This window comes from Zobellia laminariae, from assembly GCF_030553095.1.
Classification (GTDB): domain Bacteria; phylum Bacteroidota; class Bacteroidia; order Flavobacteriales; family Flavobacteriaceae; genus Zobellia; species Zobellia laminariae.
This window is the reverse complement of record NZ_CP130738.1, coordinates 230,222-257,166: the sequence shown is the minus strand read 5'-3', so window position 1 is coordinate 257,166 and position 26,945 is coordinate 230,222. Positions and strand designations below refer to the sequence as shown.

Below are 26,945 nucleotides of genomic sequence, written 5' to 3'. Positions count from 1 at the left end.
ATCTATTTTTTAAAAAAGGCCTCTATTTTAGGGTCGTTTGATTGTATCAAATCCGTGTATTTACCTTCTGCATAATTTATACCGTCTACCAATAGAATCATCCGATCAGAAATTACCCTAGCGCAATCCACATCATGCGTAATGATTAATGAAGATGTGCCATATTTTATCTGAATGTTACGCATTAACTCAATAATTTCTTTGGATGTAATTGGGTCTAATCCCGTGGTAGGCTCATCGTAAAGAATAATTTTAGGTTGTAAAATTAATGTGCGCGCCAAAGCAATTCTACGTTGCATTCCACCAGATAACTCTTCTGGCATAAGGTCAATTGTACTAGCAAGACCAACACTTTCCAAGGCATCCATTACTAGTGGAGTAGTATCCTTTATTTCACCAAACTTTTCTTTGTGCCGCCGCATGGGGAATTCTAAATTTTCCCGTACTGTCATGGAATCATAAAGCGCACTTCCTTGAAATAAAAATCCAATGTCGGACCTTAGCACATCTAAGGTTTCACGATCTAATTTTTTTATTTCATTACCTAGAACAGAGATATAGCCACTATCAGGTTGCATTAAACCCACTAAACATTTTATCATTACAGATTTTCCAGAGCCAGACTTGCCCATGACTACAAGGTTTTCACCCTTGTATAGCTCCATATGAAACCCGTCCAGCACCTTATGGTCACCAAAACTTTTATAGAGATCTTTGATTTCTATAATGACTTCCTTCTGGTCTTTAGCCTGTTCCATTACGTCTATGTTCTTTTGATTTTTCATTACACATCAAAAAATATGTTGGATATAAAAACTGCTACAAAATCTATGACGAATAAAAGTAAAGAGGTCATTACTACGGCTGTATTTGCTGCTACACCAACACCTGCTGTTCCTTTTTTACTGTAATAGCCTTTAAAACAACCCACTAGTCCAATGGCAAAACCAAAGAAGAATGTTTTAATAAGCGCGGGTATTAAATCTGTATAGGACAGGGCGTCAAAAATAGTATTGAAATACAATTGAAAAGAAACATTTCCCTGTATGTTTTCAATTAGAGCCGAACCAAAAAGAGATACCGCATCACTCACAACAACTAGCAACGGAAGCATTAGTATAGATGCCATAACCCTTGTAACCACTAAATATTTAAAAGGGTTGGTACCAGATACCTCCATGGCATCAATCTGTTCTGTAACCCGCATGGAACCTAACTCCGCGCCAATTCCTGAAGAAATTCTACCAGCACAAACTAAAGCTGTAATAACAGGACCTAATTCTCGTACGATTGAAATCCCTACCATATTGGGCATCCATAAAACAGCGCCAAATTGGATCATTGTAGGTCGTGATTGTAAATCTAAAACCAACCCAATAATAAAACCGGTAACCAAGACTAAGGTTAGCGATCTATAACCAATATGATAGCATTGCCGCAAGAATTCGTTGAATTCAAAAGGAGGCCGTAACGCCTCTTTAAAAAAGCGACCTGCAAAATAGGAGAGTTCCCCGATCTCAGTCAGTGATTGCCTTATCTTATTTGGAGTCTTGATTTTCAAATCTATTTTTTGAATTTGTAGCGCTATGCAACCCTCAAAATTAACCGACTTCCCACCCAATAAGAATGACTTGGGTCATATCTAAAAAATAAATGAGTATTGTTTTTAACAACTGATCTGGGTCATTCTTGATGCAGCGTACACGGTTTAATTTTGTAGACCATATTCAATTTGAAACAGTTTAAGCATAGCCAATGAACTATAGAAAAATAACCCGTGCACGGTATAGGTTCGTAGATCTAGATGTTAGTAATTATAGACTTTTGTTTAATGCACTTTTGGTGGGTTTGGTTACAGGTCTATTGAGCTCTGCTTTTAGGTTGATTCTTGCGCGTTTAGCTGCGCTTAGGACAACTTTTCAAATAGGAGAGATTGATCAGGCATGGCAAAATTGGCTATGGCCTACGCTTTTCACTTTTTTTGGTATTTGGTTTTCAATATTCTTGGTCAAGAAATATGCTCCTGAAACCGCTGGTAGTGGAATTCAGGAGATAGAAGGCGCACTAGATGGTTTAAGACCAATGAGATGGCGCAGGGTTTTGCCTATTAAATTTATCGCTTCTATATTTTCCTTAAGTAGTGGGTTGTTATTGGGTCGTGAAGGACCAACCGTGCAGATAGGTGCTAACGTGGGCAATATGGCAGAAGACGTTTTTAAGCAATCTGCAGAAGAGGACAACCCTTTAATTAGCGCGGGTGCTGCATCGGGTTTGGCAAGTGCTTTTAACGCTCCTTTTGCAGGTATCATTTTTGTTATTGAAGAGATGAACGGCCATTTTAAGTTTAATTTTTATTCACTAGCAGCGCTTATGATCGGCGCCGGTTCTGCAGATATGGTAGTACGGTTGTTGGTTGGGAGTGGGCCTATTCTTAAAACAACCATTTTTACTTTTGAAGAATTATCCGGCATATGGTTGTTTATATTATTGGGGCTTGTGCTCAGTGTTATTGGATTTATGTTTAATAAATTATTGATTAGGTCTTTGGATTTATTCAAAAAAATGAAAGTAAGCTATGTCACCATTGCTTTGTGTATGGCTTTAATCATTACTGCGGTAGGGTTGTATTCAGAAGATATGATTGGGGCAGGTTACACTACTATTTCACACGTTTATAATAGTTCTTTTACGTTGAAATTTCTTCTAGCGCTATTTGTTGTCCGTTTTGTTCTTTCTGTTCTTAGTTATGGCTCAGGAGTACTATGAGGTATTTTTACTCCTTTAATAACTTTAGGGGTTATTCTAGGGATGCTCTTTGGCGGAATAGCGCAACATTTTTTTCCAGACCTTGTTCCTGATCCAGCTATTTTTGGCGTTGCCGGTATGGCAGGCATCTTTGCCTCAACTATCAGGGCTCCACTTACGGGTTTGGCGCTTTCCGTAGAAATGACGGCAAATTATGAATTGATATTACCGTTAATTTTCACTGCGGTTACGGCTTCCGTTTGTACGACAATGTTGGGTAATGCACCTATTTATTCCATATTACTTAAACGTGTTTTAAATAAGGAAGAGACCTCCTCATAGAAATTGCAATGCTACATTTTTAGATGATATGTTGTTTAAAGGGCGCTTATCAATCTTAGAAACAAATTACTGCTTTGTTAAAAAAAGTCTAAAACTAGGGTGAACTGATTTAGGTCATTCTTATCGCTTATCAATCAAGATAATTTTGACCTATTGAAAGATGATAAGCATTTGAATTTTAATTCATAATTAAATAAGAATCATATGAAAAATGGAGTAACAGTCGCTATATGCGAATCGCATCAAAAAGCCGAAAAAGTGGTCAAAGAACTACAGGAGTCTGGCTTTGATATGAAAAAACTTTCTATTGTAGGTAAAGATTATCACGAGGAAGATAAAGTTATCGGGTTTTATAACACCGGTGATAGAATGAAGAACTGGGGAACGGCAGGTGCTTTCTGGGGCGGTATCTGGGGACTTGTTTTTGGCGCCGGTTTTTTCTTAATACTCAGGTGTTGGACCGGTTATGTTGGCAGGTCCTATAATATCATCTTTAGTAGGTGCTCTTGAAGGAGCTGTAGTTGTTGGGGGATTATCTGCCCTTGGAGGTGCTCTTTTTGGAATTGGAATTCCAAAAGACAGCGTATTACAATATGAGACTGCTCTTAAAGCAGATAAGTTTCTAGTAATAGCTAACGGCACCCCTGAAGAACTAGAAAAAGCAAAAAAAATAATGTCAGATTCAGCTACTAAAGTAGATAACCATTCAGAAGAAGCGGTATCTGCATAAGTATCAAAAATAATTTTAACTGAAATTCATATTAAATTATAAGAAAATGAAAACAGTAGTATTAAGTGCAGTTTTAATGGGATTGGCTTTTCAATCTAATGCACAGGACATGCTCTTTAGAGCCAAATTGGAAGTAGAAGAAGTACCAGAACTAGTAGTAACCGCAGTGGAAGAAGATTTTCCGGATTTCTCAATTGTGGAGTACAATGCGATACCCGTAGAATATGTAGAGGGCGATGTTTACATCAACCCAAATATAGATTCTAATGCAGATTACGATACCTTTCAAATAGTAATGAAAGAGAAAGGAAAAGAACTTACGGCTACTTATGACAGAGACGGTAACCTTGTTAAAACCACAGAGCATTTTAAAAATGTGGCACTACCTTATGCGGTAAGTAAATCTATTGCAAAAGAATATCCTGAATGGAAATTTAAAAAAGATTCTTACGATATGGTTCAATTGGGAAATGGGAAAGCAAAAAAACGTTATAGAATTGTCCTAGAAAACCATGGTAAAAAAATACATGTACATACGAATGCAAAAGGCAAAATTTTAAATAATCATAAAAAAGCTTAGAACATAAAAAACACCATTGGCTTTTTAAGACACTGGTATGATTAGAGTTGGTTGGTAATTGGAAGACAGGCAGCAGAGGTGAATATCACTTTCTACCGCCTGTTTTTTTGTCAATATTTATGATACAGAACAAAAAAAAGTAGACATCTGCATGTCTACTTTTTAGTTAAGAGTACTCTTATAATTTTACTACTAGTTGAGTTTCTCAATCACTAATCAAGCATTATTCATTAGCTATACTTACAGAATAATTTCTCTGTTCCCACTTGTCTGCTTCTTTCCAATAAAATGTAAATTGCAATGCAGTAGACTGGGGTGTTGTGGGTATAATATTGGTTACAAAAATGCCGAATTTCATATTTTCGGATTCTGTAATAAACGTACTTTTCCAATCATCATCTGTCCAATGAACCGTACATTCCGTTAAGGTCTCTATTCGTAATGTTTTTCCTCTAGGCAGTATTCTGGTTCCATTATCAAAACGCCATATTTTATGGTCTGATTTCTTTTTCTTTCTCAGATAACGTTCAAAAGTTTGGCTGGGCATATCAAAAATATTCCTGTGCTGTATAGAAATACAGAGTTTAATATACTCTGCATGTGCCCAAGTTAATGGCATTGCAGAACCTGTATGTTCGCCACAGAATAATCCTTTTTCGGGAATATCTGCTTTGTCCCATATCTGTTCGGGTAACAAACCATTGTTAGCAAAAGCTTCCATAGCTTTTAAATGCTTAATAGCCTCTTCTATATTACCCGCCGCTATTTCATAATGACCTCTTTCTCCTGTTAATAACGGCCATGCACGACCTTTTCCAGTACCATCATAAGGGTCTCCGTTTTCTTGCTCACCATAACCATCATTGGTATAACGGTACCAGCAATCTCCATTAGGAGTTTTAACCTTTAATTCAGCATCTATGACTTTTAAAGTATTCAGTATTTTGGGGTCATCGGCTGCCCGAAGACCAAACCTGACTAGCGCCAAGGCGTCTACACTGATCAGTTCGCTTAGTTTTGTTTTTCCATGATCAGCATTGTGATTTTTGAGTTTAATGGTTCGGTCCCCCAATTCCGTTGCGGGAATATCTGAAAATGGATTTATACGAATGTAATACCCATCTACACCGTGTTTTTTGGCTAGGGGAGTACCTGTAACATAAGTGCGGTATTCTATAGTATCGTTCCAACTATCTGCAGTTTCGCGGCAATAGATGGCAAAATCTTTTTCGTCATTTATTTCTGCAAGCTCGGCTCCAGCTAACAAAGCAGCAATTTCTGTAGCCATCGTAAAAGGAGAAAAACCATCTTCTTCTTCCCAACGGTCTTGACTGGTATACGGCCCATTTTTTAAAAGAAAAGTAATAGCTTTTTTTGCCAAAGGCCAATATCTTTTCATCCGGGGTATACCCATTGTGTTCCGTAAGTAGCCTTTTAGTATTTCCAAAATTGGCAGGGCAATTTGGTCCATTTGCAGACCATCCCAATTGGGTTCTCCTTGTAGCCACATATTCTGTGGCCAACTGCCGTCTTCATTTTGGGTAGACATCAAATAGTTTACAATACGGGATACATCTGCTTTTGTTTCTAGCGCATTGAATCCGCCTGCTGTTTCTACCAAATCTCTGGGCCAAACTACATGGTATCCGCTTTTGTCCGAGTCTCCTTTTGTACCTCCCCAGAATCGAAAGACTGGCAATAATACCTCCATAAAAATTTTTGGCTTCGTGCATACGTAACATGGCAGCACTCATTTTAAAATTCGAGGCAGGTATATTTGGTAAGGTATCTTGCCAAGTTTGCCACTCTTGCATATATTTTCTTTTTGCGGTTTCAAAACCGTTTAAAATACTTGCCCTTGCATGATTAGCAGCTTCTAAATAGGTTCTTCCAAAGCTTATAGCCAAAACAAAATCTTTTTCGGTCAGGTCTATTTCTCCGGTAAGTGCAACATTGCCGTTTGAGGCAATATCATATGCCCATTCTAATTTTCCGTGTTGGCGAATATCTCTCCAACCGTCAGATGTGCCTACGTATCCTACAGAACGTTTCAGCCATTTTGAAGAACAGGCCATAGCCAATGCAATATCTCCGTTCTTGGCAAATAACATTTCAACACCTTTATAGTCGCCAACCCACCCTTTGTTGTGGCCGCCCTCATTGTTTAGATGCGGGGCGAGTAAAGCAAATAGTCGTAAAGGAATTTTAGGGTCTTTTTGGTCAAAAATTATATGTTGTAGAATAGTATTTCTAAATGGGTCAACGATGACTTCTTTGGTAATCTGAAATTTTTTGAACTTGTCCGTATTTACCATACGATACGCAGGAATACCATCTTTAAGTGTTTCTATAAAGTGTTCCGTATCTCTTTTTTCTTCTGAAAAAAACTCATGGCCATCAGTAACAACAAAGCCCATATCACGTATGCAAGCAATATCTTCTCGTGGGTAATAAGCTTCGTTAAGAATACCGTGACTAAGGGTAAAAGTAACATCTGATGCAGAATTTAAGGCTTTGCCTATTCCTGTTTTTGTACTAGAAGTCCATCTAGCCTCCATTCCTGGTGCGCCGGGCGCCTCTGATTGCTGAGACATATTTTAAGTTGTAATAAATTGATATTCAGTTTTTCCTGCTTCATTTGTACATTTTCCATTTCATCATATGCGAATACCGTTCTATTTACTTGTACATGTTATATGCAGTAGGAATTATAGTTTAGTTATATCTATAGGGTTTTTGACCAAGATGGTCTTGTTGCCACGTAGGGCAATGGGTTGTTTTATGATTTCAGGATTGTACCGTATCATTTTTATCCAATCATCTGTAGATAAACTATACTGTTTAAAGTGTTTTTTATAGGCTGGAATCTCCTTGTTAACTAAGTCCGCCACTTCTAATTGTAGTCGTTCCGCTAGTTCTAAGATTTGTGTTCCAGTGAGTTTATTTTTGAGGAGATCAATTTCTTCTACAGGTAATCCTTCTGCTTTGGCATAGGCCAGGCTTGTTTTGCCCGTAATGATTTTGAGCTATAGTAAAACGTAATCTGTTTGCTTGATGTAGCTATATCCCCCATAATCTAAATTTCAAGACCTATTTATTTTGTGTTTTGTTCTCCTCCAAATAATTTATTTTTATTCAGTTTGTGGTAGTACCATAAAGGGTATTTCCGTTTTAAAAGCGATACTTTTTACGATGTTCTCACGTGTTAAGCTTTCAAAAAAGCCATGTTTCGTCTTTAAAATGGCTAGCATACCTATATTTTGGTTTGTTTTTTTTATTTGAACCAGAGTATTAGCTACGGTATCTTGTAGATCTATTTCAAAAAAATGACCTTTTACTCCTTTGAGTCCGCTTCTCAATATTTCTTTGTTTATTTTTTGTTCATCGCTCAAAGTTTCTTCGGTTTTAATGTGAGCTATGTTCAAATCGGCATTACAGATTAAAGCTAGTTGAACAATAGGGGTGAGCTCTTCAGTTTTGAAGGTATGTTTGAAATCGGTTGCAAAAACAATTTCCTTTAGACTATTAACGGTATAGACAGAGGGTACAGAAATTATTGGGCAATTATTAATATCTCTAATGAGTTGTAGCGTATTGGTTCCCACAAAAGCTTCACGGAGGGCAGACAATCCTTTTGTTCCAACAAATATATAATCTGCTTTTTCGCTAATTACAGTGCGCTTTGTTAAGCTAAAAACTGAATCGGTTTCTAAGATTCCCTCAAAACGATGATTATAAGTCGTGTTTTGAGCTTGTAATTCTTTCACAAGTTTATTCAGGTCTTCTTGAAAGGTCATTTTAGACCCCGGGGCAGAAGGTGCATCATGATATGCGTGTATGATATAAAATGTGCAAGTCTCATTTTTGAAAAGAAGAAGTGCATAATCAATAGCCCTTTGTGCATTTTTTGAAAAATCGGTAGGAATTATAATTTTTTTCATTTTATAGAATTATTCAGTTCTAAAATATCTTATGGCCACTATTAATTAGTAGATCCAAGGCTTTAACGACCTCTTTTGCAAACGGTACTAGATTGTTTACTAGATACTAAAGGTATTATAGTAAGATAATACTGACTATGACATAGGTCATATAAAAAAAACAGCTATGCAATCTTAGATTACATAGCTGTTTTTGATAAATAACTAAAAATGAAATGGATAGCTGTCTATGCGCTATCCTTCTGAGATGAGAATAACTTTTTACCCACTATAAGAATTGGAATCGCTGTAAAAAACCATAAATATTTTGTGTCGAAGCCTTCTGTCTTGGCTATCATTTTATTGTTTTTAAACTCAACAGAAGCAGCATAGTCATTTTTTTCGGTTAGAATAACCTTATTAGATACGCCATGCAAAGAGAATGTAAAAATCGTTTGATGGTGGTCGTTCTCTTTGAATGCATCAATTTTAATAGCTAGGTTGTTGAACTTATGAGGTAAATCTGAGGTTATAAATTTTAAATCCGTTTGGTGGCTTCCCAGTTTCAGGCCGCCGTTTAAAAGCTGGACCTGATTACCGTTTACCATTAAATTGAAATTATCTTTTATATAACCTACCGCCAATTTCTTATACTCAACATCAGACAATTTATCGAAATTAATTTCTGGATAGTGTTTGTTCAGCGCCTCTTGAAAACCAGCCTGACTTACACTAACATTCAATATTCCCAATTCTTGATTGACCTCTAAATAGTAGGTAGCCGACAATGGATTGTGGGCATACGCCATTTTTATGGTCAGTATAGTAAGTAAGCAAAAAATAAAAGTCTTTTTCATAACGCTTCTTATTGGTAACTAAAGTTGTTGCTTGCCGCTACTCCTTTAAGACATTTTGGAACGTTTGGAGCATCTGTATTACTGGCAACATAATGATATGTGCCATCTGGGTATTCTGTTGTAGCTGCAGTTCTTCCGCCGCAATCATCTAAATCGTCCGGTTCAACCTCATAGGCATATATTGGAAAACCATCTTTAGCAAAACCTATTAATTTGGTGTCAACAACTTGTTCCACCAATGTACAGGAAACGTCCGTTATATTATTGGCCTCCAAGACCTGGTTCATGGATTCGGCCACAAAATGCCAGTGGTAGTAGCCAGCTGGATCATGATGACCACCGCAAGGGTCTAAAGAAGGAATATTACCTGCTTTTTCTCTCTTAAGTTAGCAACAGAAGGAGGAGCGCCGTTAATGGGAGCACCATCTATTGAAACGCCAACCAATTCAATTGTATCTATATCATTATTTGAAGATGCCAATTTTGGTGTTGTAGGAATCAGAAATGTCAATTGTAAATTATTATCAGGAGCAGCTTGTAAACAATAAGCTAAATCTCCATCTACAGGTCCTGAAGCAAAATCATCTGTGTTAATGTTGCCTTCGTCATCTACAATATCGTAACCATCTGCTTCCATAGCATTGAACAATTCTGCTTTCATTACTTGAAAACCGGGATTTGTATTTCCATCATAAACCCCTAAACCACCAATATCATTAATGGTTTCAGGGCAAAACGGGCCACTTTCTACTGGGTTACTTGAGAAAGTTAATTGAAAACATTCTGCACTAGAACCATCTTCTAAAGTAGCGGTAACGGTTTCAAAAGAGACTAATGAAGTACCGTTGAAAGCCGCTTCTGTAATTAAATAATCGCCACTATCCGTAGCTGTTTCAGTTTCAGCGTCTGTACTACCATCTGTACTCTCATCGGAACTGCAAGACCCAAAATTGAGTGAAATAATTGTCAAGAATCCAAAGATGTAATTGAATTTGAACATGATCATTTTTTTAATTGATTAATTATTACGGATAAGCACCGTAAAGGCATTTGAAAGTCAGGTACTTACGTTAATTAGCGCAGGGTTAAATTGCCTTGCTAAAGCAAGTACTATTTCCCAGTTTTATTATCACCTCTGGGCGGTTTTCCATGTGGTGGATGACCTTTAGGTTTAGGTGCGTTAGTTAATTCTTCTTCTTCAATGTAACCATCGTTGTTGGTGTCTATTTTTGAAAAATCATGTTGTAAAGGACCTTTTACTTCGCTTTCAGACAATCTTCCATCCTTATCACTATCCATCTCTGCCAACATTTCTTTTGCAGATGGTCTTTGCGGAGGTTCTTCACCATCTTTGCATGGCCTTTTATCATCGTGCCGTTGATCCATCTTGTTTTGATCAACTTGATCTTTCTTATGTTTCTCACCACAAGCGGTACATAGTGCCAACCCTATGGTTACCACCCCTATTTTTAGGATACTTCTATATTTCATAAAACGTATTTTATAGCAACTTAAATTGATTTAAACCAACATGAGTTGGTCAATCTAACTTTTGGCGAAAGGGTATTTTTTCTTCGATTTAAATTTCTTTGCCATACCAAAAGCTCCGAGTATCAATACCAATCCAAGCACGTACCAATTAATAGAGATGCCTGCTAAACCAATGGATTTTTCCTGAAGTACAAATTCATTGTTTTCAAGATGTACCTGAGCTACGTATTGGTTTTTTTATCCAACGAAAACAAGTTTCTTTTGGAACCATTTTTCAATACCATAAAACTACTGGCACTTCTGTTTATATCTTTAAACAAGGTATTCTGCAGCTTCACAGTTTCAAAGTTTGCCGGGGGAACAAACTTGTAGACCACAATAGTTTCGTGACCTAATTTAATAATGGGCTTAACAAGGTTTATCTCTTTAGCATCAATATTTAGATGTAAGTTTCTTGATAAAAGCGTACCCATTAAATCTTGAAATTCTTCTGGTGTTTTATAACCTTCAGCTGTATATTCGGCATGAACTACTTGCTCAAAAGCAGTTAGGGAAGCCCTTATTTGAAGCGTCCAAACGCCATCTTTACCTTCCACTAAAATGGTACTGGATTGAGAAGGGGAGTGGGCAAAGGCCACCATGGGGAGCAGTAGCCATAAGAAGGCTACAAGCAACCCATTTCTTTTGCTGGATTTATTCAATGACATAAGCACCTTTTAAACAGTTAATAAAGTTGTTGTTTCCTGCAGCATCAATATGATAATGGTAACCTCTAGTATCATCTGAGTGACCTCTACAATCATCTAAATCTGTAGATTCATTGCCACTATCATCTAACATTTCATAAATTCCATTACCATCCATTGCGTACCCTATTAGTGGCGCATGATCATCATCTTGATCTATAGTAGTGCTATAACCTGTAGCAGCATGATAATGGTAGCCTTGGTGTACGTTAATATGCCCACCTGCATCATCAAAAGGAGCAAGGGTATAGGCACTTAAAATACTATTTGTTGGAGCTGGAGCAGAATATTCTATTCCGTTAAGAGCAACGCCACGTGTAGAAGGGATTGTACTTGCCGTCATTGGACCGCCACCACCTGTGGAGAAATAGGCATTTTCGGATTGTAGAACTGGTGTAACAGGAATTAACCAAGTTTGCGAAAGATCAGTGATGTAAGAAGGAATACATTCTACACAAAAATTTTCATATTCGGCCCCAACATCTGGGTTGGCGGCATTAATACAATCATCCTCTGTTGCGGTAATAAAAACATCACCATTCTCATCATACATTTGCCATTTTTCATCATTATAAAAATTGGCCATGTTTTGAATAAAAGCACCATCTACATCATAAACTTCTCCGCTTTCTAACCATATACCTCCAGCCTCTGCATTGTCCGTAATATTATCAGGACACCAAGGACCCATTTCGTGATCAGAAGGAGTGCTGCCCGTTACTATTTTATAACAATCTGTTTCTGTACCGTCAGATAAGGTACAGGGTACGGTTGTTATCGTTAAATTATCTGTTGTAAAATATTCGGGGTCTACATTCATTACAAGCTCTGTTGATACTTCTTCATCAACACTATCGTCTACAGATGTATCATCAGAATCGTTGCTACAGCTATTTAAAGAGAATAAAAAAGCAAAGCAGCCTAAAGTAAGGTAAAACGTATTTTTCATGATAAGGAGATTTTAAATTATAAGTAAGATTGTTTAAACGCTTATTGTCTTTGAGGTCTCTTTCCTGATGGTTTTGGAGCCTTTTTTTACTTCTTCTTTTGATAAGAAACCATCTTTGTTGGTATCAATCTCTGTAAACTTTTCTTTTAAAGGACCGTTCACTTCAGTTTTAGAAAGAAGACCGTCTTTATTAGAATCCATTTTAGTAAAAATTGCATCAACAGAAGGTGGACCTTGTTTTGCGGGTTCACTGCTAGCTTGTTGGCTTTTGCATGAAACTGCCATTATTGCGATGGTTGTTACACCTATTAACATTGCTTTTGCACTCATATTTTTAGTTTTAAGATTTGTGTTTACAGCTACAAATATTGGCAATGGTTTCATATGAAATAGCTTCATTAAGTGAATCATGGGAAGTTATCAGTGAATGAACTTAATAAAACCGTAAAGGATTTTCTCAATGTTCTTAATTGGTGCTATTTGTTGGTTATTAGGGTATTATGGTAGTGTAGAAAAAGGTTGTGGAGTATAGGATAAACTTATTTTTTAAAGAACGAATAACGGTAAAACAGGTGCTCTTTTCTTGATTTAAAAAGGGTGTTATTTATTTTTTTAACCTGACGGATATCATTTTTTTTGATTTTATAATTCATGAGCTTTGTAACTAATGTTACTTCGCAGGTTTTCAGTACGTTGTAACTTTACCCTAATTAAAAAAGCAAAGCATAATGAAGATAGAACAGATTTATACAGGATGTTTGGCACATGCGGCCTATTACGTAGAAAGTAATGGAGAAGCAGCTATTTTTGACCCACTACGTGAGGTACAACCTTATATAGATAGGGCAATGAATGACCATGCTAAAATTAAATATGTATTTGAAACTCATTTTCATGCAGATTTTGTGAGTGGTCATATAGACCTAAAAAAGAAAACAGGAGCAGAGATTGTTTTTGGCCCAACGGCAAAACCTGGCTATGATGCGTTGATTGCAGAAGATGGTCAAATTTTTAATGTTGGTGATTATAAAATAAAGGTCATTCACACTCCTGGTCATACAATGGAGAGTACAACCTATCTTTAATAAATGAAGAAGGAAAAGAGTATGGCCTTATTACCGGAGATACTTTGTTTATTGGCGATGTAGGTAGACCGGATTTAGCACAACATGTTGTTGCAGATTTAACGGAAGAGAAGTTGGCAGGTTATCTATATGATTCCTTGCGAAACAAAATTATGCCTCTTAGCGATGATTTAATTGTATTTCCTAACCACGGTGCAGGTTCTGCCTGTGGGAAAAAGATGAGTAAGCAAACTACGGATACTTTGGGACACCAAAAAGCTACCAACTATGCGTTGCGAGCAGATATGACCAAAGAAGAGTTCATTAAAGAGCTATTGACGGGCTTGACCACACCTCCCAGTTATTTTCCACAGAATGTTATGATGAACATTAAAGGATACGATAGCTTGGATACGGTTATGGACCGTGCAAAAAAACCTTTATCTGCAGAAGCTTTTGAAGTGGTTGCAAATGAAACGGGAGCACTGCTATTGGATACTAGAGATGCTAAAGATTTTGAAAAGGGTTTGTTCCAAATAGCGTTAATATAGGTCTTGACGGAAGCTTTGCCCAATGGGTAGGCGAGATGATTCCAGATGTTAAACAAGAAATCCTTTTAATTACCTATCCCGGTAAACAGGAAGAAGCCATGACCAGATTATCTCGTGTGGGCTACGACAATACCATTGGATATTTAAAAGAGGGCTTCAAGACATGGAAAGAAGCTAAGAAAGAGGTAGAGACCGTTAATCGTATTTCACCTAAAGATTTGGAAATAGCCTATGCATCAGAAAGACCATTGGTTATTGATGTGCGTAAGAAAAGCGAATTTGACTCTGAACATGTAATAGGCGCTATTAACGTGCCGCTTAATGAAATCAACCAGCATTTGGCACAATTTCCTAAAGAAAAACCTTTTGTGATTCACTGTGCAGGCGGGTATCGTAGTATGATCGCATCGTCTATTTTAAAACAAAGAGGTTGGGATAATTTTGTGGATGTTGAAGGTGGTTTTGCAGAAATTAAAAATACCGGAATGAGGGTATCGGAATATGTTTGTCCTACCACACTGCTCTAAAATAAAAGCTAAAACATCAGTAGTTCTATTGAGATAATAGATGGGATTTCTGGCGATAAAACAAAAATATAACTAAAATTTGGTTGGTTATTTATGGGGAAACGGTCAGGGCTAATTAGACCGTTTCCTTTTTTTAATCCTTCCTTTAATACACAAAAACTATGTCATTCTTAAGTTCAATATTTGGTAGTAAAAGTGAGGCCTCAGATAAAATAGTAGTCTTGGATAAAAAAGAGTATGCAACAGCTATTTCAGGTAGCAAAGTACAATTGGTAGATGTTCGTACGGCTAATGAATTTAGCGGAGGTCATATTGAAGACGCCAAGAATATCGATTTTTTTAATCAGGCTAATTTTGAAAAATCCTTTGGAACCCTAGATAAGACAAAACCGGTTTACGTGTATTGTCGTTCAGGAGCAAGAAGTCAGAAAGCAGCAAGAAAGCTTTTAGCTATGGGCTTTACGCAAATCTTTGATTTGAAAGGCGGCTATTCAAGATGGTCATAAGTTACTAAATAAGAAATGGGTTAAACGTTTGTATAACCAACTAAACCAGTGATATGAAAACAAGTATTATAGTACAAAATTTAAAATGTGGCGGTTGTGCCAAAACTATTACCTCTAGAGTATCGGAAATAGAGAATATATCCAACCTTTCGGTAGATGTAGAAACCTCTATGGTATCTTTTATGCACGAAGATTTGAACGATGCACTTATGGTTAAGGAGAAACTAAAAGTATTGGGTTACCCGTCTATCGATAGCGAAAATTCTATGGTTTCAAAAGCAATTTCTTTTGCTAGCTGTGTAAGCGGAAAAATGTCTAAATAGTATAGACAGGCAATGGCTGTTGATACAAATTAAAAGGTATGAAAAAGTAGGTTAGCCTAAGTGTATTTTAAGACAAAACCATCATCAACTAAATTCTGAATATTATGAAAAAAAATATGGGTAGTACAGACCGCATTATCAGATTTATATTTGCTGCTATTGTAGGATTCTTATATTGGCAAGGTAGTATTGGGGGCATTTTAGCTTACGTACTGTTAGCCGTAGCTGCAATTTTTATTATAACAAGTTTTATAAGTTTCTGTCCGTTATACACGATTTTTGGGTTTAAAACTTGTAAAATTAAAGAGTGATTAAATTTTTAAGATGAACCAGCCATTACAAGAGAATTACGGGCATATTTTTGAGGAAGAACTTCTTCAAGAAATTGATAACGTAGCTACGTATAAAGAAATTCCTGAAGGATTTAAACTTATAGAAATAGGAGAGTTCATTAAAACTATGCCGTTGCTGGTCTCAGGAGTAATAAAGGTGTTGAGGGAAGATGCCAAAGGCGATGAGCTATTGCTTTATTTCCTTGAGCATGGCGATACTTGTGCCATGACACTAAACTGTTGTGTAGGTCATAGAAAGAGTGAAATACGCGCGGTGGCGAAACCGAAGCAAAACTAATTATGGTGCCCATAAGTAAAATGGAAGAATGGATGGCCAAGTACCCAAGCTGGCGTAATTTTATTCTAGAAAGTTACCATAATAGGCTGAATGAATTGCTGGAAACTTTAGATAGCATCGCATTTTTAAAAATGGATGAACGCCTATTAAAATACCTGAAAAACAAATCTCGGGTTACAGGCAGCACCACTATAAATAGTACCCACCAAGAAATAGCTTACGAGCTACATACTTCTCGCGTAGTAATATCTAGGTTACTTAAAAAACTGGAAAATATGGGCAAGGTTAAACTAAACCGATACCATATTAAATTGGTTGATTTGTAGAGTGGGGGGGTGAATGTGTGTAATGATGTTGGCATTAATTTTTTGCAAATTCAATTAACTGTTTGAAATCACCATTATCGGCATCTCTTAAGGCTTTTATATATTGATTTCTTGTTTCATTAGCTTTAACCATATTTGATTGATGCCAAGAAAATATTTCATTTCCAAATATTGATTCCATAATAATGTCAGCCATCATTCTAGAGTGTCTTCCATTTCCATTTGGAAAACAATGAATAGATACTATTCTATGTTTAAATCTTATAGCTATTTCTTCAGGCGAAAAAGTTTTGTTTTCTATCCAATATTTAGTGTCGTCAAGTAAATTTTTTAATTCAATTCCAATTTGCGTCCACGGAATACCAATGTTCTTTTCAGTCTTTCTAAATTGTCCTGCCCATTTCCAAACATCACTATACATTCTTTTATGTAAGTTTTTAATGAACTTTTCGGTTAAAATGTTTTCAGGCTTTAATTTTGAATGAATAGTCCATTCTACAGCTTTCTCAATGTTTAATTGCTCAAACTCATCAAGTTCTCCTTGAGTAGTAATTAACTTTATTTTAAGACCTTCTTTTTCTTCTTCATCTAATGGTGTTTGGCCATCTTTATAGTTGAATTCTAATCCCATAATGACTTTCTCATCTCTCGCTTAATTTCATCAGCAAGTTCCTTTATGGTTTCAGTTATCTTTTCATCTCCAATTCCTTGATTCTCTAATTTCATATTTTGGTTGGTCCTTAAAACTATTTTTCGGGCTAGTTTTTCGGCTTTTAAGCTGACTAGGTTTTCTACAGTTCCATCTTTTGGAATAAAACCATAGACAAATTTCATTTCTAAAGCATTGCCAACATCCTTTAGTTTATTGATTGTTATCTGACCTGTAGCTTCACGTTCTTCAATTTTTTGGATAGCCCCTTTAGTTAAATCAAGTTTGATTCCTAATTGTTCCCTCGTCATATTAAGGCTGGTTCTTATGGTATTAACCCATCCTTTTTGTGGAACCAGAACCGTTGCTGCATCTTTAAAATGTATTAATTTTTTATCCAGTTGTTCTATAAGAAGTTTTTTCTTATTTCTCATTCGATACTATTTTTATACATATATGTATGTAAATAATACCAAAAGTATACAAATACGTATAATAAAACAAAAATAAAAGAATATTTATATGTATTCTTTTATGTTAAAAATTATACAAATATGTATGATTAAGTTGAGTGAAACTACGGTTTTAAATTACCGCCATGGTGTTTGTATACGGTTTGTTGCGTGGTCTTAACATCTTGTTTAGCAAATTAAAACCGAATAGAAAATCCGCGAGGATTTTCGTAAGTAGGCTAGAACTAGCAATAAATTGGATATGGTGTTGTCCTTAGTTTTTTATTTTAAACTGACTATAATAGATATACTCAGGATTAAATTTTGTATCAAATTTGCCTTCATTCATAAACAGAAGTTTTAATAAAGAGATCAAATTGATAAAAGGAACTATAATTGTCCAACATAATAGTATTGATAAAAAAGTGTATCCTGATGATTTCAAATAAGCCCATTGTAAACCCAACAGTGGAATTGCTAGTAGTACTGCTGTTTTTTTTGATTTCTTCTGTGATTGTGCTAATTCTAAATTTTTAGATACATGATTTTTTATGTCATTACTTAAATTGTTCATTAAATCCACGAGATGTTTTCTTCTTTCTTCAAGGTAGTTAATGCTCTTTTCTTTAAAATCATCGGCAACTAAAGAACTGCCATGATTAAATTTGTCATTATATTGATTGATTAGCTCCGTAATGTCATTCATTTCATTCAAAGTAGAATTACCCTTAAAATTTATGTTAGAAATCACCAAGTCTGTTAAGTCTATCAATCGTGAAACATTTGCTTTATTATTTGACACAAATTTTACTTTGTTGATTTCCTTTATGCATTTTACAAAATCATTATCTGAGGGCTTAATCCTACCTGAGTAATCAGTTATTCCTTTTGTTGTATATGAGTTTGCACCTTTTAGTATCGAGTTTGCACTCGCTCTTCCAAACTCTCTTCCAAATTGTTGCGCAGCACCGTTTATAACGTCATTTAATATGTCCATTTTTAGTTGCTTTGGTTTTCTATTTCTCTGGCTTTGGATAATGCACTTGCGACTAATCCTGCAGGAATAGTCACAATTCCAACTCCAATTAATAAGATGAAAAAAGTAAAAATTTTTCCTCCTACTGTGATTGGATAAACATCTCCATAACCAACTGTAGTCAATGTAACCACAGCCCACCAACCACTATGAATGACAGAAGTGAATATTTCAGGTTGGGCTTCATTTTCAAAGTAATATATACCTGTAGAGGCTAAAAAAATGAATATTGAAGTAATTATTAGAAAGAGAATAATTTCTTCTTTAACAATGTTAGCAGCAATATGGAACCTGTTTAATGCCTTATTATACCTTACCAATTTTAAGGTCCTGAATATTCTAAAAACCCTAAAAGCTCTTAAAGCTCTTAAGTCGTATGCTCTTGTTAAGTAAAAAGGAAAAATTGCCAAGAAGTCAATTATACCGTAAAAGCTAAAAATATATTTAAATGGTTTTTTGGCAACATAAATTCTTAATGAGTATTCAATTGTAAAAATTACTACACAGATTATTTCAAATATATTAAGTAGTTCAATTGTTTGATTTGAATTATTTGGTAACGTTTCGATTGCGAAAGCGACAAGTGAAGAAAGAATCAATGCCTGAATAAAGAAGTCAAAAAGTTTCCCTTTTCTTGATGTATTATCCTCAACTATTTTTCGAATTTTATTTTTCATTTATCAATTCTGTAAATTAAGCACAACAATAGAATATGTACAACAGCACGGATGTCTACTAATACTTGAATATAACACAACTTAGTTAAGGCTACCCATATTTAGATTGTAACTGCAATTTAAATATTCGAGTCATTTTATTCTTACAGAAAGGCGTAATATTTATAGAAGGAATTTTGTTTATGCTTGAAAAATAGGGAAGCCTAGGGATTTATAAAAAGTAAGCCGAGTGGGCTGAAAGTAGAAGAAAACAGGAATTTGGTTTAGAAAATAGGAGGGATGCTTTTTTTAGGAAGTTTTGTTTAATGCTTGATATATTAAGTAATCATAATTGCAATTCCGTTTATTATTACGTGCAATGCTATTGAATATATAAATCCTAATCTAATTCTTAGATACCCAAAACTGATTCCCAAAACCAAGAATGGTAGTAAAATAAGAGGTAAGTAAATTAGGTCACTTGTTTTTAAGTCCAGATTCATAATATGCAGTATCGCAAATAGAGTAGCACTTGCGTAGAATATAATATTTGGCTTTCTTTCCCAATATATTTTCAAACTTTTCAACCACTTTTGGTTAAGATTTAATAATATATAAAAAAATGAACTTATTGCTAAAATGTAAAAAACGGTTATTAGGAAAAAAGACAAACTCGTCGTTGGCCACCATAAAAAATTATATAGTAAAGAAGTAGCTGTATAGCCAAATAAAGTTGAAATAGATATCTGAAGAAAGTTATTGTTAGATTTAGTCAAAGCAAGTCTAAATGAAATCTCCTCAATTATTGGAAGAATGACAATTACTAATAATAAAAAATAGGGCTTATAATCATGCTGATTTTCATTAATAGTATCTAAAACCTTGGAATGATTTCATTTCAATAGGTTCAATAAATTTAGACAATTGAAGGATTGCTATTGGAATTCTGGAGATAATTACTCCTATGTAGGATAGAATAAGTACTTTAAATAAAACAACGATTTTTGTATGTGTCTCCGAGTCAAATGATTCTTCAAAAGTTGGATTTTTCAAAAAAGTGAGAATGTCTCTTCGTATTGATTTTCGGTTCATATAGGTTGGTTCTCTCTTTTAATTGAAGCTAATAATATCGGTTAAGAATAGTTGGCAGTTTATTTTTAAAAAACCTTTACTTAGGCCTTAAATTGGGTGATTATTTTGATTTATTTTTCTATTCTAAAGCTAAATCCATAAAATTTAGCTGCTTAGTAAGTACGCGCAGACCTTGTAATTTTGCCCAAAAGGTTTGTATTATATTTATGTTTTGTTGCAAATTATCTTTTATGGTTAGTTTTCGTTTTTGAAATACCTTTCGTTTTTGGCTAAAGTCCATATATTCAGGACTCTGTTGTTAAGTCCATTTACGCCATCAGGCTCCACAATTTCAATCTCAGTAATTCCGATTAATGCGATGCGATATTTTTTACTTTCTAATAAATAGCCGTCAATATAGATTTCGTTTTGTTTGTCCAGTCCGAAAAATTTATTCAGTTCTGATTGAGTTTTACTTATTAAACTGTCTTTTAAATCGAATAATACGAGTCCGTGTTCTGTGAGGTTATAATAGTCGCTGAGTTCTCTGTTTTGTTTGTCTTTTAAAACATACATTTCTTTAATTTTTTCTCTCGCTTCTTTCTCTGAAGTTCCAAAACCATTCATTAAAAAATCATTTCCAATAATGTTTTTATTGAAAATTAAGAAGGGTTTTTGGGTTTTAGCCTGTGGTAATTTGAAATATTTATCTTGTGAAAAAGTATTTAAGGGCACAAATAGAATGAGAAGTAAAATTATGAATTTGTACATTTTATTTTGTTTAATAGTACTTGTTGATGTACACAAGCACACATCTATTTAAAAATGAGAGCAAAGAACGGGGATTTTTAGCCTGTTTAAATTGGTATTATAGCTGCAATATAAATAATCATGTCGTCTGATTCTTACAGAATACTATATTATTTATTAAAGGGCTGTTCTTTAAACAGGAAGATTATGTAATTAAACTGTGTGTTTTGATTGCGCTTATACTAATAATCAATTCTAAAGAGAGAATCTCTTAAATTAGCTGCCACAGCCTAGGAGTTATAAAAATTGCAGTAGTTGTAATTGGCAATAGAAGATTAGATTACACTTTCCCTTTGGGTAAACTGAGAATAAACTCAGTGCCTTTCCCCAGTTCGCTTTTAATTGTAATTGATCCCTCTAGCTTTTCAACCAGTGTTTTAACAATAGCTAAGCCCAACCCATGAGAGCTTTCCCCGTCCGTTGGTCGTGCAGAGAGTTTTTGAAACATTTTAAATGCTTTATTTTTATCAGCTTCAGACATACCATGGCCGTAATCTTTGAAGGAAATAACTACCAAGTCGTTATTGGAGTTTACGGATAAATCAATTTTACTTCCTTTGTTTGAAAACTTAATAGCATTGGTCATTAAATTGTCAAAAACGCGGGTCACCAATTTTTGGTCCGTATGAATTATGAGAGGCTTTTTGTCAATAAACGTTCTTAGTTCTTGACCTTTTTTATCTAATCTGGTTATATAGCTTTTTGCCCATACTTCTATGAATTCAGAAAGCTCAATGTCTTTTAATTCAATTGTTTTTTCTGGGTGATTAATATTGCTCATAAAGAGTAAATCTGTAATTAGGCTATTACCACTTTTTACAGATTTATTAATGTACCCAATGTATGTTTTTTGTTCTTCATCTAAGTTCTCGTTACTTTCTAAAAGCTGACTAAGACCTCGAATATTATTAAGAGGGCCTCTGAGGTCATGAGCCATAATCCCAATGATACCGTCCTTTTCTCTGTCTAGTTCCTCTAGCTTTTTGTTGTTTCCTACCAGTTCTTTTGTTTGTTTGGAGACCTCTTTTTGAAGCAGGGCTTCCGTTTTTTTCAATCTATTGATCCGTGAATAATAGAAAGAAAAAAGTAATCCAATAGTTAATAGAATACTAAGGATTCTAAACCACAGTGTTTTCCAAAAAGGTGGTTTTATGTTAATGGTTAATGATGTTTCTTGTTCGTTCCATACACCTTCATCATTGGAGCCTTTAATTTTTAATACGTATGTTTTTGGGTCTAAATTTGTAAAATTTAAATCATGTTTACTACCGTATTCAACCCAACTATCATTAAACCCCTCTAATTTGTATTTGTACTTATTAATTTGGGAATTAGTGAATTCTAAAGCAGAAAATTCAAAGGTTAAATTGTTTTGGTCATAGGATAATTCTATGGAGTTCAATTCGGAAATATTCTTATCGAACGATATGGATTCATTGTTAACCTTAACATCTGTAAAAACTACATTAGAATGTGCGTGTTACTTTTTATGTCGTTAGGGTTAAAAATCGTAAAACCAGATGTACCTCCTATAAGTAAATTACCATCTAACCCCTGTGCATGGGCTCCCATGTCTAGAATATTATTTCCGGGTACTGTAATATTTTTAAATTCTATATTTAGAGGATTTGTTTTTGATAATCCATTGGGAGTTGTCAGCCAAATATTACCATCTATGCCTTAGAGAATACCAAATATGATATCACTTGGTAGACCATCATCTATTCCGTATTGCTCAAATTTTTCGGATTGAGGATCAAATAGGGCTAAGCCACTTCTGGTTCCAATCCATAATTTATTGTTGCTATGTCGGTATAAAGAGCGAATTTTATTTCCAACAATACAGTTGTCACAACCTTCTTTATATTCCCATAATTTAAACTCTAGAGTATTGGTGTTAAGCAAAAGCAAACCTATGTCAGTACCTATCCATATTTCTGATTCAGAAGCTGTTAACATACATTTTGCATCTAAGCTAAACAAACATGTTATTGGGGTTGTCCTTTGAGTATATGTGCTTGGTTTCCCCTGTAATAGTATTGTAGGTAACTAGGCCGGCTCCTACGGTTCCAATTAATAGTACACCATCTTCTACTTCATATAAGGTTTGAATGTGTCCTATTTTAGTTGCTATGGGATTATTTACAAAATCTAACTCTAAGAAGAACCGATCTTTCTTTGGATCGTATTTATAGAGTCCACCACTTTGTGAGCCAATCCATAAGTCATTGCTTTTGGAACGGAGAATTGAACGGATTTTTGGAGTATTGACATCAGCTCTATAATTAAAACCTTTTGTATAATTTTTAAATAGATTAGATTTTTGATTGAATCTGCTTAGTCCATTATTGGTTCCCATCCATATTGTGCCGTCTATTTCTTGCAGCATTGCTCGCACGCTATTGTCAACCAACGAATTGCTGTTGTCGTTGTCTTTTTCCCAATGATGAAAGTTCAGGTTTTTTAAATTGAATTTGTTCAATCCGTTTCCTGTGGTTGCCATCCAAATGTTTCTGGATTTATCAACAAGTACATCTTCTATGGAATTACTACCTATTTTGTAAGCGGAGTTTCCATCTGCCTTATAAACAGTTATCTTATGTGTCTTTCTACTATAATTTATTAAGCCACTACCATTTGTACATAGCCAAATGCACTGATTATTGTCATGATAAATTTTCCATATATACATGCCATTAAGAGCACTTTTACGTTCGGGATCTAATGCCACTTTTTTAAATGGAGTAGTTAGTGTATTTAATATGGCTAATCCATTGTCAGTACCTACCCATAAATTGCCTTTAGAAAAATATAGATCATTTATAAATTCTGAAGGAAGTACATTTTCATTGGTATTGTTTAAATGGGGTTTGGTGAATTTACCACTGGAGGGAGTAAAGTAATAAAGCCCCTGAAACTCGTCTCCAATCCAAAGATTTCCTTTTTGATCTTCAGTTATAGCTTTTACGGAGAACTCACAATTTGCGCATTCATTTGGTTGTATCCAGCGTTTAAAGGTGCCTTTGGAGCGATCCAGTAAATTCAAACCACTATTTGTAGCTACCCAAAGTCTTAATTTACTATCCTCGTATATTCTATGTACCGTGTTACTACTAATAGAAGTTGAATCATTTTTTCTATGGGTAAATCTGGTTATAACATCTGTAGTGGTATTATAAAAGTTTAGTCCACCACCTTCTGTTCCAATCCATATATTTCCATTAGAATCTTCTAATAGAGCAGTAATCCAATTTTCTGAGATGGTGTTACTATTGTTTGAGTCATACTTAAATACCTTAGATTGATACCCATCGTATCGGTTCAATCCATTATTAGAGCCAGCCCAAATGAATCCTTTGGAGTCTTCAATAATGCATGTAGGATAATTGGATGAAAGTCCATTTTCAATTCCAATTTTTTCCAGAAATTGATTATGAGATTGCGCATTAAGGCCCAGTATTATTAGGATATATAATACTGAAGTTAAGAATGCCCTAATAGGGAAGCGTTGCATTTATCAATTATTTTTACTGTATAATCATTATAAAACAGTACCTAGTCCTAATAGTAAAACTCTTTTTAAGAAGTAATAGTATCTTTTATTTTGATCTTCTTTTTTCAATGCAAACGGTATAAAATATATCTGTTTTTTCTACACTTCCAATATGCTCATATTTGAACTCATTTATAGTCTGTTTGAGCTAAGTTAGTTAGTCTACATTTCACAATCTAGCTAATGAACTTTTCTATCTTATTTAGTGCTTTTTTATTGTTTTGTAACAATTGTATATGTACCCTAGTACATACCTCTCAATACTAGGCTATAAAAACAACTCTGTTAAGTCTACCCATGTTTAGATTATAACTGCAATATAAATAATCATGTCACCTGCATCTTACAGAATACCGTATTATTTATAATCTATTTGAAATAAAACCGTCAATATTCATTAACACAATTATTTTTCTTCTGAGCCGGTTGTTTCTGTAACAAAAGTTGCTGTGAGCGCTTTGTTAAATATTGAAATTTACAGTGTTAGAGTTGTTGGTTCTTAGTCAACAATAATCAGGTCGGTTGTTGTTTTTCAGGAATGAACTTCATACCAAAAATCCAAACAAAATGTCTAAAATAGTTATACTAGGAGCTGGAATTGCAGGTCATGTGGCCGCCACTCACCTAAGGAGAAAATTATCAAAAGAACATGAAGTAGTCGTTGTTTCCCCAAACGGAAATTACCAATGGATACCTTCTAATATATGGGTAGGTGTGGGAAGGATGAAGTCGGAAGATATTCTTTTTCCCCTAACACCATTATATAAGAAAAAAGGGATTGACTTTAAAAGGGCCAAGGTGACAACCTTTCACCCAGAAGGGGATACTGAAATCTCAAAACCTTATGTAAACGTGCAGTATGTTCTTGAGGAAGAAAAAGGCAGAACGGAAAAAGTAACCTACGACTATTTGATTAATGCTACTGGTCCAAAATTGGCTTTTGACCAAACGGAAGGGCTTATGCCCGCAACCAATAAGACCTATTCTGTATGTACTTATACCCATGCAGAACATGCATGGCAAGGGTTGGATGCCCTCATTGAAAGAATGAACAAGGGTGAAAAAGTAAAAATTCTAATAGGTACAGGTCATGCCAAGGCAACCTGCCAAGGGGCTGCTTTTGAGTATATTTTAAATGTAGAGAAAGAGCTTCACAGACATAACGTGCGAGATATGGCTGAAGTTACCTGGATTTCTAACGAATATCAATTGGGAGATTTTGGTATGGATGGCGTTCTGCTTAGCTACGGCAGTAACATTATGAAGTCTAGTGAATTGGTTGAAATGGTTTTTGAAGACCGAGGCATAAAATGGATTCTAGGTGCCGGAGTAAATAAAATAGAAGACGGTATTGCTCACTATGAAAATTTGGAGGGCGAGCAAAAATCCGAAACCTATGACTTTGCAATGCTCATTCCTGCTTTTTCAGGGCATGGATTCAAGGCTTACGATAAAAATAATGAAGAGATAACAGATAAGCTATTTAAAGGTTTTATGTTGGTAGATGCAGATTACACACCAAAACCCTATGAAAATTGGAGCGTGCAAGATTGGCCAGAAACGTATCAGAATCCGTCATATAAAAACATATTCGCGCTTAAAGGTATTGCCTTTGCACCTCCACACGCCATTTCTAAACCAAGGGTAAGTAAAAACGGAACATCTATTTCGCCGGCACCACCACGTACGGGAATGCCATCGGGAATTACGGCCAAGTTGGTTGCAGATAATATTATAGATGTCATTAAAGGGAAAAAAGAATTACAGCACAAAGGATCTATGGGTAATATGGGCGCTGCCTGTATTGCTTCTGCAGGTTATGGTATGACACAAGGAAGTGGAATTAGCATTACCACATTCCCTATTGTTCCCGATTTTATAAAATATCCAGAAACTCATGGTAGAAAATTGGGCAAGACCTTTGGTGAAATTGGTTTAGCTGGCCACTGGTTAAAACTGGCATTGCATTATGCCTTTATGTATAAGGCCAAAATGAAGCCGTTTTGGTGGCTCATTCCTGAGTAAAAAGTAAGATAGCGATTATTCATTATTGGTAAGTGGTTTAATTTGAAATAGAAAAAGATGAAAAGAATATCAAAATCAAAACGATTCATTATGAGGAATCCTATCATTCAATTCTTCAAGTTCATTTGGTTGAGTTTAAAGATATTGATTGTTGTGGCCGGAGGCCATGGTGGCACCCGAAAAACAACATCATAATGACAAGAAAGATAGTTTTGCTTACGGCTATTGGCATTGCTGTGGGAGCAATTGCTGGGTACATGTATTATTCAGAAATTGGTTGTGTTTCTGGTACTTGTGCCATCACTTCCAAACCTCTGAACAGTACGTTGTACGGAGCTCTTATGGGAGGGTTGTTATTCAATATGTTCGTAAAATCTCCTAAAAAATAAGTTAGTTAGATATTAAA

The 26,945-nt window shown here is 35.1% G+C and carries 30 protein-coding genes and 3 pseudogenes; 11 read left to right on the top strand and 22 right to left on the bottom strand.

Annotated features, from left to right (window positions below; all coding sequences use genetic code 11):
* Positions 1 to 2: 2 nt before the first annotated feature.
* Together Q5W13_RS01275 and Q5W13_RS01270 are read right to left on the bottom strand one after the other, a co-directional pair.
* Positions 3 to 785 (bottom strand): ABC transporter ATP-binding protein, encoded by a 783-nt coding sequence (locus Q5W13_RS01275; protein WP_304445098.1) that lies wholly within the window; start codon positions 783 to 785, stop codon positions 3 to 5.
* On the bottom strand, positions 785 to 1,561 hold the full coding sequence (locus tag Q5W13_RS01270; protein WP_304445097.1) for an MlaE family ABC transporter permease: 777 nt from the start codon (positions 1,559 to 1,561) through the stop codon (positions 785 to 787). Before Q5W13_RS01270 ends, Q5W13_RS01275 begins: the two co-directional genes overlap by 1 nt.
* Positions 1,562 to 1,755: 194 nt before the next feature.
* Here Q5W13_RS01270 and clcA point away from each other — a divergent pair.
* From clcA to Q5W13_RS01250, 4 genes and pseudogenes are all read left to right on the top strand, one after another.
* Positions 1,756 to 3,087: pseudogene (clcA, locus tag Q5W13_RS01265) on the top strand (H(+)/Cl(-) exchange transporter ClcA).
* A gap of 204 nt (positions 3,088 to 3,291) precedes the next feature.
* The gene (locus tag Q5W13_RS01260) at positions 3,292 to 3,597 is read left to right on the top strand and encodes a general stress protein (protein ID WP_304445096.1); all 306 of its coding nucleotides are present in this window, start codon (positions 3,292 to 3,294) and stop codon (positions 3,595 to 3,597) included.
* Positions 3,554 to 3,817: a hypothetical protein gene (locus Q5W13_RS01255; protein ID WP_304445095.1), complete on the top strand. Its 264-nt coding sequence runs from the start codon at positions 3,554 to 3,556 to the stop codon at positions 3,815 to 3,817. Before Q5W13_RS01260 ends, Q5W13_RS01255 begins: the two co-directional genes overlap by 44 nt.
* Positions 3,818 to 3,863: 46 nt before the next feature.
* Positions 3,864 to 4,397: a hypothetical protein gene (locus tag Q5W13_RS01250; protein WP_155597158.1), complete on the top strand. Its 534-nt coding sequence runs from the start codon at positions 3,864 to 3,866 to the stop codon at positions 4,395 to 4,397.
* Positions 4,398 to 4,620: 223 nt separating this feature from the next.
* Here the strand turns inward: Q5W13_RS01250 and Q5W13_RS01245 are convergent, their stop codons facing one another.
* From Q5W13_RS01245 to Q5W13_RS01195, 11 genes are all read right to left on the bottom strand, one after another.
* Entirely contained in the window at positions 4,621 to 5,868 is a 1,248-nt protein-coding gene (locus Q5W13_RS01245) for a glycoside hydrolase family 15 protein (protein WP_304446583.1), read from the bottom strand.
* A 61-nt stretch (positions 5,869 to 5,929) separates the two neighbouring features.
* Positions 5,930 to 6,991 (bottom strand): hypothetical protein, encoded by a 1,062-nt coding sequence (locus Q5W13_RS01240; RefSeq protein ID WP_304445094.1) that lies wholly within the window; start codon positions 6,989 to 6,991, stop codon positions 5,930 to 5,932.
* Positions 6,992 to 7,105: 114 nt separating this feature from the next.
* Positions 7,106 to 7,288, bottom strand: a complete 183-nt coding sequence (locus Q5W13_RS01235; protein ID WP_304445093.1) for an arsenate reductase family protein — start codon at positions 7,286 to 7,288, stop codon at positions 7,106 to 7,108.
* Between the two features lie 240 nt (positions 7,289 to 7,528).
* On the bottom strand, positions 7,529 to 8,338 hold the full coding sequence (locus tag Q5W13_RS01230) for a universal stress protein (protein WP_155597155.1): 810 nt from the start codon (positions 8,336 to 8,338) through the stop codon (positions 7,529 to 7,531).
* A gap of 227 nt (positions 8,339 to 8,565) precedes the next feature.
* Positions 8,566 to 9,174 carry a hypothetical protein gene (locus Q5W13_RS01225; protein WP_304445092.1) on the bottom strand — a complete coding sequence of 203 codons (609 nt, stop codon included), beginning with the start codon at positions 9,172 to 9,174 and terminating at the stop codon, positions 8,566 to 8,568.
* An 8-nt stretch (positions 9,175 to 9,182) separates the two neighbouring features.
* Complete coding sequence (locus tag Q5W13_RS01220) at positions 9,183 to 9,473, bottom strand: YHYH protein (protein WP_304445091.1); 291 nt, start codon at positions 9,471 to 9,473, stop codon at positions 9,183 to 9,185.
* Positions 9,474 to 9,523: 50 nt separating this feature from the next.
* Entirely contained in the window at positions 9,524 to 10,174 is a 651-nt protein-coding gene (locus Q5W13_RS01215; RefSeq protein WP_304445090.1) for a hypothetical protein, read from the bottom strand.
* Between the two features lie 110 nt (positions 10,175 to 10,284).
* A complete protein-coding gene (locus Q5W13_RS01210; RefSeq protein WP_304445089.1) occupies positions 10,285 to 10,665 on the bottom strand; it encodes an EF-hand domain-containing protein in 381 nt (126 codons plus the stop codon).
* A gap of 221 nt (positions 10,666 to 10,886) precedes the next feature.
* Positions 10,887 to 11,372 (bottom strand): hypothetical protein, encoded by a 486-nt coding sequence (locus Q5W13_RS01205; RefSeq protein WP_304445088.1) that lies wholly within the window; start codon positions 11,370 to 11,372, stop codon positions 10,887 to 10,889.
* On the bottom strand, positions 11,359 to 12,360 hold the full coding sequence (locus Q5W13_RS01200; protein WP_304445087.1) for a YHYH protein: 1,002 nt from the start codon (positions 12,358 to 12,360) through the stop codon (positions 11,359 to 11,361). The genes Q5W13_RS01205 and Q5W13_RS01200 overlap by 14 nt, the downstream gene beginning before the upstream one ends.
* A 33-nt stretch (positions 12,361 to 12,393) precedes the next feature.
* A complete protein-coding gene (locus Q5W13_RS01195) occupies positions 12,394 to 12,690 on the bottom strand; it encodes an EF-hand domain-containing protein (RefSeq protein WP_304445086.1) in 297 nt (98 codons plus the stop codon).
* 398 nt (positions 12,691 to 13,088) lie between these two features.
* On the opposite strand from Q5W13_RS01195, the pseudogene Q5W13_RS01190 reads away from it, so the two are divergent.
* The 5 genes and pseudogenes from Q5W13_RS01190 (at position 13,089) to Q5W13_RS01170 (ending at position 16,287) form a co-directional block, all read left to right on the top strand.
* Positions 13,089 to 14,502, top strand: a pseudogene (locus Q5W13_RS01190) (MBL fold metallo-hydrolase).
* Positions 14,503 to 14,663: 161 nt separating this feature from the next.
* Positions 14,664 to 15,008: a rhodanese-like domain-containing protein gene (locus Q5W13_RS01185; RefSeq protein ID WP_304445085.1), complete on the top strand. Its 345-nt coding sequence runs from the start codon at positions 14,664 to 14,666 to the stop codon at positions 15,006 to 15,008.
* A gap of 53 nt (positions 15,009 to 15,061) precedes the next feature.
* Positions 15,062 to 15,331 (top strand): heavy-metal-associated domain-containing protein, encoded by a 270-nt coding sequence (locus Q5W13_RS01180; RefSeq protein WP_194534292.1) that lies wholly within the window; start codon positions 15,062 to 15,064, stop codon positions 15,329 to 15,331.
* A gap of 104 nt (positions 15,332 to 15,435) precedes the next feature.
* Complete coding sequence (locus tag Q5W13_RS01175) at positions 15,436 to 15,642, top strand: YgaP family membrane protein (RefSeq protein ID WP_304445084.1); 207 nt, start codon at positions 15,436 to 15,438, stop codon at positions 15,640 to 15,642.
* A gap of 13 nt (positions 15,643 to 15,655) precedes the next feature.
* Positions 15,656 to 16,287 (top strand): annotated as a pseudogene (locus Q5W13_RS01170) (Crp/Fnr family transcriptional regulator).
* 34 nt (positions 16,288 to 16,321) lie between these two features.
* Here Q5W13_RS01170 and Q5W13_RS01165 read toward each other — a convergent pair.
* From Q5W13_RS01165 to Q5W13_RS01130, 9 genes are all read right to left on the bottom strand, one after another.
* Positions 16,322 to 16,918 (bottom strand): mobile mystery protein B, encoded by a 597-nt coding sequence (locus tag Q5W13_RS01165; protein WP_304445083.1) that lies wholly within the window; start codon positions 16,916 to 16,918, stop codon positions 16,322 to 16,324.
* Positions 16,909 to 17,370: a mobile mystery protein A gene (locus Q5W13_RS01160; protein WP_155597144.1), complete on the bottom strand. Its 462-nt coding sequence runs from the start codon at positions 17,368 to 17,370 to the stop codon at positions 16,909 to 16,911. The genes Q5W13_RS01165 and Q5W13_RS01160 overlap by 10 nt, the downstream gene beginning before the upstream one ends.
* Positions 17,371 to 17,662: 292 nt before the next feature.
* Positions 17,663 to 18,385 carry a TM2 domain-containing protein gene (locus Q5W13_RS01155; protein WP_304445082.1) on the bottom strand — a complete coding sequence of 241 codons (723 nt, stop codon included), beginning with the start codon at positions 18,383 to 18,385 and terminating at the stop codon, positions 17,663 to 17,665.
* 2 nt (positions 18,386 to 18,387) lie between these two features.
* Positions 18,388 to 19,101: an ion transporter gene (locus Q5W13_RS01150; RefSeq protein ID WP_304445081.1), complete on the bottom strand. Its 714-nt coding sequence runs from the start codon at positions 19,099 to 19,101 to the stop codon at positions 18,388 to 18,390.
* Positions 19,102 to 19,418: 317 nt separating this feature from the next.
* A complete protein-coding gene (locus Q5W13_RS24500; protein WP_368662396.1) occupies positions 19,419 to 19,583 on the bottom strand; it encodes a hypothetical protein in 165 nt (54 codons plus the stop codon).
* An 823-nt stretch (positions 19,584 to 20,406) separates the two neighbouring features.
* The gene (locus Q5W13_RS01145; RefSeq protein WP_304445080.1) at positions 20,407 to 20,922 is read right to left on the bottom strand and encodes a hypothetical protein; all 516 of its coding nucleotides are present in this window, start codon (positions 20,920 to 20,922) and stop codon (positions 20,407 to 20,409) included.
* Positions 20,923 to 21,241: 319 nt separating this feature from the next.
* Entirely contained in the window at positions 21,242 to 22,363 is a 1,122-nt protein-coding gene (locus Q5W13_RS01140) for an ATP-binding protein (protein WP_304445079.1), read from the bottom strand.
* 278 nt (positions 22,364 to 22,641) lie between these two features.
* The gene (locus tag Q5W13_RS01135) at positions 22,642 to 22,920 is read right to left on the bottom strand and encodes a two-component regulator propeller domain-containing protein (RefSeq protein WP_304445078.1); all 279 of its coding nucleotides are present in this window, start codon (positions 22,918 to 22,920) and stop codon (positions 22,642 to 22,644) included.
* Between the two features lie 16 nt (positions 22,921 to 22,936).
* Positions 22,937 to 24,475 (bottom strand): ligand-binding sensor domain-containing protein, encoded by a 1,539-nt coding sequence (locus tag Q5W13_RS01130; RefSeq protein ID WP_304445077.1) that lies wholly within the window; start codon positions 24,473 to 24,475, stop codon positions 22,937 to 22,939.
* Positions 24,476 to 25,081: 606 nt separating this feature from the next.
* Between Q5W13_RS01130 and Q5W13_RS01125 the strand changes: the two genes are divergently transcribed.
* Complete coding sequence (locus Q5W13_RS01125) at positions 25,082 to 26,539, top strand: NAD(P)/FAD-dependent oxidoreductase (protein WP_304445076.1); 1,458 nt, start codon at positions 25,082 to 25,084, stop codon at positions 26,537 to 26,539.
* 194 nt (positions 26,540 to 26,733) lie between these two features.
* A complete protein-coding gene (locus tag Q5W13_RS01120) occupies positions 26,734 to 26,928 on the top strand; it encodes a DUF6132 family protein (protein ID WP_304445075.1) in 195 nt (64 codons plus the stop codon).
* Positions 26,929 to 26,945 lie beyond the last annotated feature (17 nt).

What these genes read in the sequence shown, in the direction of transcription:
- Q5W13_RS01160 (WP_155597144.1), bottom strand. Translation starts at nt 17,370, where the DNA reads ATGAGAAATAAGAAAAAACTTCTTATAGAACAACTGGATAAAAAATTA.
- Q5W13_RS01185 (WP_304445085.1), top strand. Translation starts at nt 14,664, where the DNA reads ATGTCATTCTTAAGTTCAATATTTGGTAGTAAAAGTGAGGCCTCAGAT.
- Q5W13_RS01225 (WP_304445092.1), bottom strand. Translation starts at nt 9,174, where the DNA reads ATGAAAAAGACTTTTATTTTTTGCTTACTTACTATACTGACCATAAAA.
- Q5W13_RS01215 (WP_304445090.1), bottom strand. Translation starts at nt 10,174, where the DNA reads ATGTTCAAATTCAATTACATCTTTGGATTCTTGACAATTATTTCACTC.
- Q5W13_RS01120 (WP_304445075.1), top strand. Translation starts at nt 26,734, where the DNA reads ATGACAAGAAAGATAGTTTTGCTTACGGCTATTGGCATTGCTGTGGGA.
- Q5W13_RS01135 (WP_304445078.1), bottom strand. Translation starts at nt 22,920, where the DNA reads ATGTTAACAGCTTCTGAATCAGAAATATGGATAGGTACTGACATAGGT.
- Q5W13_RS01240 (WP_304445094.1), bottom strand. Translation starts at nt 6,991, where the DNA reads ATGTCTCAGCAATCAGAGGCGCCCGGCGCACCAGGAATGGAGGCTAGA.
- Q5W13_RS01260 (WP_304445096.1), top strand. Translation starts at nt 3,292, where the DNA reads ATGAAAAATGGAGTAACAGTCGCTATATGCGAATCGCATCAAAAAGCC.
- Q5W13_RS01125 (WP_304445076.1), top strand. Translation starts at nt 25,082, where the DNA reads ATGTCTAAAATAGTTATACTAGGAGCTGGAATTGCAGGTCATGTGGCC.
- Q5W13_RS01150 (WP_304445081.1), bottom strand. Translation starts at nt 19,101, where the DNA reads ATGAAAAATAAAATTCGAAAAATAGTTGAGGATAATACATCAAGAAAA.
- Q5W13_RS01255 (WP_304445095.1), top strand. Translation starts at nt 3,554, where the DNA reads ATGTTGGCAGGTCCTATAATATCATCTTTAGTAGGTGCTCTTGAAGGA.
- Q5W13_RS01250 (WP_155597158.1), top strand. Translation starts at nt 3,864, where the DNA reads ATGAAAACAGTAGTATTAAGTGCAGTTTTAATGGGATTGGCTTTTCAA.
- Q5W13_RS01200 (WP_304445087.1), bottom strand. Translation starts at nt 12,360, where the DNA reads ATGAAAAATACGTTTTACCTTACTTTAGGCTGCTTTGCTTTTTTATTC.
- Q5W13_RS01245 (WP_304446583.1), bottom strand. Translation starts at nt 5,868, where the DNA reads ATGGACCAAATTGCCCTGCCAATTTTGGAAATACTAAAAGGCTACTTA.
- Q5W13_RS01210 (WP_304445089.1), bottom strand. Translation starts at nt 10,665, where the DNA reads ATGAAATATAGAAGTATCCTAAAAATAGGGGTGGTAACCATAGGGTTG.
- Q5W13_RS01275 (WP_304445098.1), bottom strand. Translation starts at nt 785, where the DNA reads ATGAAAAATCAAAAGAACATAGACGTAATGGAACAGGCTAAAGACCAG.
- Q5W13_RS01175 (WP_304445084.1), top strand. Translation starts at nt 15,436, where the DNA reads ATGAAAAAAAATATGGGTAGTACAGACCGCATTATCAGATTTATATTT.
- Q5W13_RS01155 (WP_304445082.1), bottom strand. Translation starts at nt 18,385, where the DNA reads ATGGACATATTAAATGACGTTATAAACGGTGCTGCGCAACAATTTGGA.
- Q5W13_RS01145 (WP_304445080.1), bottom strand. Translation starts at nt 20,922, where the DNA reads ATGTACAAATTCATAATTTTACTTCTCATTCTATTTGTGCCCTTAAAT.
- Q5W13_RS24500 (WP_368662396.1), bottom strand. Translation starts at nt 19,583, where the DNA reads ATGAATCTGGACTTAAAAACAAGTGACCTAATTTACTTACCTCTTATT.
- Q5W13_RS01195 (WP_304445086.1), bottom strand. Translation starts at nt 12,690, where the DNA reads ATGAGTGCAAAAGCAATGTTAATAGGTGTAACAACCATCGCAATAATG.
- Q5W13_RS01165 (WP_304445083.1), bottom strand. Translation starts at nt 16,918, where the DNA reads ATGGGATTAGAATTCAACTATAAAGATGGCCAAACACCATTAGATGAA.
- Q5W13_RS01130 (WP_304445077.1), bottom strand. Translation starts at nt 24,475, where the DNA reads ATGCAACGCTTCCCTATTAGGGCATTCTTAACTTCAGTATTATATATC.
- Q5W13_RS01180 (WP_194534292.1), top strand. Translation starts at nt 15,062, where the DNA reads ATGAAAACAAGTATTATAGTACAAAATTTAAAATGTGGCGGTTGTGCC.
- Q5W13_RS01230 (WP_155597155.1), bottom strand. Translation starts at nt 8,338, where the DNA reads ATGAAAAAAATTATAATTCCTACCGATTTTTCAAAAAATGCACAAAGG.
- Q5W13_RS01205 (WP_304445088.1), bottom strand. Translation starts at nt 11,372, where the DNA reads ATGTCATTGAATAAATCCAGCAAAAGAAATGGGTTGCTTGTAGCCTTC.